Below are 6,160 nucleotides of genomic sequence, written 5' to 3' on the forward strand. Positions count from 1 at the left end.
AAATGAAATCAAGTGGTCATTTTGTCTCTCCTGTCGATGCTAGCATGGCATCAAGGGAAATTGACACCCCCGATTGACACCGACGCGCACCCGGTGCGCCCGCTCTTTCACACACTCAGCCCACAGTACACGATGAAACAGGCCACATCAGACCACGCCTTGCCCCTCGCCAAACCCGCCATCAGCACGCGCGAAAAACGCGACAGCGAACGGCCCCTGGTGGAGGACATCCGCTTGCTGGGCCGCATTTTGGGCGATGTGATTCGGGTGCAAGAAGGCCCCGAGGCCTACGAGCTGGTCGAGCAAATCCGCAAGTTGTCGGTGGCTTTCAGGCGCGACACCGACCACGAGGCCGACAAGGCCCTGAAAAAACGGCTCAAAAGCCTGCCGGGCGACCGCGCTGTGAGCGTGATCCGCGCCTTCACTTATTTCAGCCACCTGGCCAATCTGGCTGAAGACCGTCACCACATCCGCCGCCGCGCCATCCACGAACGTGCAGGCCACACGCAAGAAGGCAGCATCGACGTGGCGCTGCAGCGCCTGCGCTGGGCGGGCATCACGCCGCGCAGCATCTCGGACATGCTGGCCACCAGCTATGTCTCGCCCGTGCTCACGGCCCACCCGACCGAAGTGCAGCGCCAAAGCATTCTGGACGCCGAGCGCGACATCGCCCACCTGCTGACCGAGCGCGACGCCATCAAGGCCCGCGCCGCTGCCGTCAATGCCGCCAAAGACGCGCTCAGCCCCAAAGAACTGGCCGCCAATGAGCTGCAAATGCGTGCCCGCGTGATGCAGCTTTGGCAAACCCGTTTGCTGCGCTTGACCAAACTCACGGTGGCCGACGAGATTGAAAACGCGCTGAGCTATTACGAAGCCACCTTTCTGCGCGAAATCCCCAAGCTTTATGCCGAGTTGGAAGAGGCGCTGCCGGGCCAACCGATTGCCAGCTTCTTGCGCATGGGCCAGTGGATTGGCGGCGACCGCGACGGCAACCCCAACGTGACCGCGCAAACGCTGCAACACGCCCTGACCCGCCAAAGCGATGTGGCCCTGCGCCACTACCTGACCGAGGTGCACTTTTTGGGCAGCGAATTGTCGCTGTCGGCCATGCTGGTGCCCTTTGGCCCCGAGATGCTGGCCCTGGCCGCGCGCTCGCCCGACACCAACGAACACCGCCAAGACGAGCCGTACCGACGGGCGCTCACGGGCATGTACGCCCGCCTGGCCGCCACTTTAAAGGCACTGACCGGGGGAGATGCCGCCCGCCATGCCGTGGCCCCGCAAAACCCCTATGCCAACGCCGAAGAGTTTTTGGCCGACCTGCACACCATCGAAACCTCTTTGTGCAGCCACCATGCCGAGGCCGTCGCTGCGCAGCGCCTGCACCCGCTGATTCGGGCTGTGCAAGTGTTTGGCTTTCATTTGGCCACGGTGGACCTGCGCCAAAACTCGGACCAACACGAAAAAGTGGTGGCCGAACTGCTGGCCGCAGCACGCATGGAAAAACACTACAGCCAACTGGACGAAGAGGCCAAGCAAGCCCTGCTGCTGGGCCTGCTGAACGACGCCCGTCCGCTGCGCGTGCCCGGTGCCGAGTACAGCGCACACGCCGTGTCTGAGCTGGCCATCTTTGAAACCGCCAAGCGCATGCTTGTCACCTTTGGCAAACAGGCCATTCGCCACTACATCATCAGCCACACCGAAACCGTGAGTGACTTGCTGGAGGTGTTGCTGCTGCAAAAAGAAGTGGGGCTGCTGCGCGGCACGCTGGACGCACAAGCGAAAAACGACCTGATCGTGGTGCCCCTGTTCGAGACCATCGAAGACCTGCGCAACGCCGCGCCCATCATGCGCGACTTTTATGCCCTGCCCGGTGTGGCCGCGCTGGTGCAGCGCTCGGGCGGCGAACAAGACATCATGCTGGGCTACTCGGACAGCAACAAGGACGGCGGCATTTTCACCAGCAACTGGGAGCTGTACCGCGCCGAGATTGCCCTGGTCGAGTTGTTTGACCAACTCCAGCGCAGCCACGGCATCACCTTGCGCATGTTCCACGGCCGGGGCGGCACGGTGGGCCGGGGAGGTGGCCCCAGCTACCAGGCCATCCTGGCGCAGCCCCCCGGCACCGTGCGCGGCCAGATTCGCCTGACCGAGCAAGGCGAAGTGATTGGCTCGAAATACGCCAACCCCGAGATCGGCCGTCGCAACCTCGAAACCCTGGTCGCTGCCACACTCGAAGCCACTCTGCTGCAACCCACCAAGCCCGCCACACGCGCATTTCTGGAGGCGGCAGCGGAATTGTCCGAGGCCAGCATGGACGCCTACCGCGCCCTGGTGTACGAGACCCCCGGCTTCACCGACTACTTTTTTGGTGCGACGCCCCTCCAGGAACTGGCGCAGTTGAACATCGGCTCGCGTCCCGCCTCACGCAAGGCCCTGCAAAAAATCGAAGACCTGCGCGCCATTCCTTGGGGCTTCAGTTGGGGCCAGTGCCGCCTGACGCTGCCCGGTTGGCTGGGTTTTGGCTCGGCGGTGGCGGCCTTTTTGGACAAGCCCGATAACGCTGAGCGCAAGGCCGCCTTGGCCTTGCTGCAAAAAATGTACCGTCAGTGGCCGTTTTTTCGCACCCTGCTGTCCAACATGGACATGGTGCTGGCCAAGAGCGATCTGGCCCTGGCCTCTAGGTATGCCGAGCTGGTCAGCGACGCCCGCCTGCGCAAAAAAATCTTCACCGCCATCGAAGCAGAATGGCACCGCACGGCCGATGCGCTCACGCAAATCACAGGCGAGAAAAACCGCTTGGCCAGCAACCCGGCGCTGGACCGTTCGATTCGCCACCGCTTTCCGTACATCGACCCGTTGCACCACCTGCAGGTCGAGTTGATCCGCCGCTACCGCGCTGGCCTGGCCGACGAACGCGTGCAGCGCGGGATTCACATCAGCATCAACGGCATCGCGGCGGGGCTGCGCAACACGGGCTGAAATCGCCCTGGCACAACCACACATGAGCAAAGACAATTAGCCAGCGAAACGCCGGAGGGCGGGTTGGCGCACTGACCAGATCAAGGGATCGCTCATGCACTCGCCAACAGTCGTACATTTTTCAAACTGTCTTTCATTTGAATCTGTGCAACTTTTAGGTCATAAGTAGATTGCAGGTTGAGCCAGTATTGGGGCGTTTGCCCCAGCGCACGGCCAAGGCGAAGAGCCAACTCGGCTGTCACCGGGCGATCGCCTTTGAGTAAATGCGATACACGCATGGCGGATACCCCAATGGCTTCGGCGAATGCAGCTTGGGTCATGGCCAGTTCTTCCAGTGTCTCGTGCAAGAACTCGCCTGGGTGGACAGCAGGCAAACCATCCACAGGATTTTTGGCAGTCATCTTCATCACTCCTCAGTGGTAGTCCACAATTTCAACGTCATGCGCATGTCCATGCTCAAACCGAAAGCACAAACGCCAACGGTCATTGAAACGGATGCTCCATTTGCCAGCCAAATCCCCGGTCAACACCTCCAAGCGGTTGGAAGGCGGCATGCGCAAGTCATCCACTTCAAACGCCGCATGCAGCTGAGCAAGGCGCATCACCGCCCGCTTGAGGATCTGCGGCGGCAAACGTCGAGATTTGCCCGTCGCAAACAGGCGCTCGGTTTCGTCGCTGGCAAAGCTTTCGATCATGCTTCGCTCATAAACAATTTGTTTATTCAAATCAATGCATGGTGAACCTCAACCGCCCCCATCAATGATTCAACTGCCCCCAAGCCTTCTCCAGCCGCTTGATGCTGACAGGCTGCGGGGTGCGCAGTTCTTGCGCGAAAAAACTCACGCGCAGTTCTTCTAAAAGCCAGCGGAACTCCAGCATGCGGGCGTCTTGCGCGCCTTTGCGTTCGGCCACCAGACGCCAGTAGCGTTGTTCTTGCGGTTTGAGCTCCGTCAGGCGCTGTGCGTCGCGGGCGGGGTCGGCGCGGTATTTGTCCAAGCGCAGGGTGATGGCCTTGAGGTAGCGGACGTAGTGCTGCAGCTGAGGCCACGGGGTGGCGGCCATGAAGTTTTTGGGCATCAGGCGTTGCAGTTGCGCAGTGCAGTCTGCGGTCGCGTCGGGGGCGTTTTTGGTGTCCTTGATCTTGCGGGTGGCCGCGCCAAACTCCAGCAAGATGGTGCCCGCCAGCCGGGCCACTTCGTTGGCAATCAGCGTCAAGCGGCCCCGGCCTTCTTCGATGCGGCGCTTGAAAGTGACTTCGTCATTGGGCAGCGGGTCGAGCAAAAAGGCACGGTCCAGCGCCACGTCGATGATCTGGGTTTTCAGCTCATCCGCCGTGCCCAGCGGCATGTAGGCCACGGCCATTTTTTGCAGGTCGGGGATGTTTTTCTCAAGGTATTTGAGCGCGTCTTTGATCTGCAGCGCAAACAGGCGGCGCAGGCCCGCGCGGTTTTTGGTGGCGGCCACGTCGGGCTCGTCAAACACTTCGATGGTCACAGCGTCTTGCACGTCCACCAGCGCAGGAAAGCCAATCAGGGTCTGACCACCTTTGCTGATTTCCATCAGCTCGGGCAGTTCGCCAAAGGTCCAGGCGGTGTAGCGCTGGGGGGCCAATGGCTTGGGTGCGGCTTTGGCAGGGGCTGCGCTGACACGGTTGGCACTTGCGGTATTTGAGGCACTTGCAGGTGCATTGGATGCAGGGTTAGCCACCGGCGCAGCCGCAGGCGCATTGACTTTGAGCTGCGCCAGCGCCTGAAACGCGCCACGCGCTTTGGCACCCAGCTCGCCTTTGAGCGCGCCCAGGTTACGGCCCATGCCGAGTTGGCGGCCGTGTTCGTCCACCACCAGCAGGTTCATGAACAGGTGCGGGCTGAGCATCTCGTGTTTGAAGTCGGTGCGCTTGATGTCGAGGCTGGTTTCGTCGCGGGCTTTTTTGAGCAGCACATCGGTCAGCGACCCACTGCCAAACAGCTCGGGTGCCGACAGCTCGGCGGCCAATCGCGTGGCCGATTCGGGCAGCGGCACAAAGCGGCTGCGCGGGCGCTGCGGCAGGCTTTTGAGCAGGGCCTGGATTTTGTCTTTGAGCAAGCCGGGCACCAGCCATTCGCAGCGGTCTTCGCTCACCTGGTTCAGCACAAACAGCGGCACAGTCACCGTGACGCCATCGCGGGCATCGCCCGGCTCGTGCAAATACGTGGCCTGGCAATCGGTGCCGCCCAAGCGGATGTGTTTGGGAAAGGCCTGCGTGGTGATGCCAGCCGCTTCGTGGCGCATCAGCTCTTCACGGCTCAGCATCAACAATCGGGGCTGCTTGGCGCTCTCGGTGCGGTACCAGTTTTCCAGCAGGCGGCCGCTGCACACGTCGGCGGGCAGTTGCTGGTCATAAAAAGCGTAGATCAGCTCCTCATGAACCAGCACGTCTTGACGGCGCGACTTGTGTTCCAGCTCTTCGACCTTGGCGATCATCTTGTGGTTGGCGGCCAAGAACGGCAGCTGGGTTTCCCACTGATTGCCGACCAATGCTTCACGGATGAAAATTTCGCGTGCGCCGTGCAGGTCCACCCGGCTGTAGGGCGTGCGGCGGCCGCTGTAAACCACCAAACCATAGAGGGTGGCCCGCTCCAGCGCCACCACTTCGGCGGATTTCTTTTCCCAATGCGGGTCAAGCAATTGCTTCTTGAGCAAGTGCGCGCCGACCTGCTCCAGCCACTGCGGCTCGATGGCGGCAATGCCCCGGCCAAACAGGCGCGTGGTTTCCACCAGCTCGGCCACCACGATCCAGCGGCCTGGCTTTTTGCTCAGGTGCGCGCCGGGGTGCTTGTGAAACTTGATGCCGCGTGCGCCCAGATAGGCTTCTTCGTCTTCGAGTTTGTAGCCCACGTTGCCCAGCAGGCCCGCCAACATGGACAGGTGCAGCTGCTCGTAACTGGCGGGCTGCGTGTTGATGCGCCACTTGTGCTCGGCCACCACCGTGAGCAGCTGGGTGTGCGTGTCCCGCCACTCGCGCACGCGGCGGATGTTGATGAAGTTCTGGCGCAGCAACTGCTCGTATTGGCGGTTGCTCAGCTTGTGCTGCGGCGCTTCTTGCGCCGCCATCTGCCGCCCTTTAATTGGGGTCAGATCCCGATTGTTTTGACCCGCAGAAGCAGCTGGATTTAATTGGGATCTGACCCCAATTAAC

At 61.5% G+C, this 6,160-nt stretch carries 4 protein-coding genes; 1 reads left to right on the forward strand and 3 read right to left on the reverse strand.

What is annotated here, in order from left to right:
* Positions 1–36 precede the first annotated feature (36 nt).
* On the forward strand, positions 37–2,982 hold the full coding sequence (gene ppc, locus ACIQ47_RS06415; protein ID WP_396437352.1) for a phosphoenolpyruvate carboxylase: 2,946 nt from the start codon (positions 37–39) through the stop codon (positions 2,980–2,982).
* A gap of 92 nt (positions 2,983–3,074) precedes the next feature.
* Here the strand turns inward: ppc and ACIQ47_RS06420 are convergent, their stop codons facing one another.
* The 3 genes from ACIQ47_RS06420 to ACIQ47_RS06430 form a co-directional block, all read right to left on the reverse strand.
* Entirely contained in the window at positions 3,075–3,383 is a 309-nt protein-coding gene (locus ACIQ47_RS06420; protein ID WP_396437353.1) for a HigA family addiction module antitoxin, read from the reverse strand.
* Positions 3,384–3,395: 12 nt separating this feature from the next.
* Positions 3,396–3,677 carry a type II toxin-antitoxin system RelE/ParE family toxin gene (locus tag ACIQ47_RS06425; protein ID WP_396437354.1) on the reverse strand — a complete coding sequence of 94 codons (282 nt, stop codon included), beginning with the start codon at positions 3,675–3,677 and terminating at the stop codon, positions 3,396–3,398.
* A gap of 61 nt (positions 3,678–3,738) precedes the next feature.
* Positions 3,739–6,160 (reverse strand): DUF3418 domain-containing protein (locus ACIQ47_RS06430; protein ID WP_396437355.1); only part of this gene is annotated, 2,422 nt, incomplete at its 5' end.

The organism is Limnohabitans sp. (assembly GCF_044373035.1).
Classification (GTDB): domain Bacteria; phylum Pseudomonadota; class Gammaproteobacteria; order Burkholderiales; family Burkholderiaceae_C; genus Limnohabitans_A.

Bases quoted from the DNA above. Each gene is read 5' to 3' on its own strand.
- ppc (WP_396437352.1), top strand. From the start codon at position 37: ATGCTAGCATGGCATCAAGGGAAATTGACACCCCCGATTGACACCGAC.
- ACIQ47_RS06420 (WP_396437353.1), bottom strand. From the start codon at position 3,383: ATGACTGCCAAAAATCCTGTGGATGGTTTGCCTGCTGTCCACCCAGGC.
- ACIQ47_RS06425 (WP_396437354.1), bottom strand. From the start codon at position 3,677: ATGATCGAAAGCTTTGCCAGCGACGAAACCGAGCGCCTGTTTGCGACG.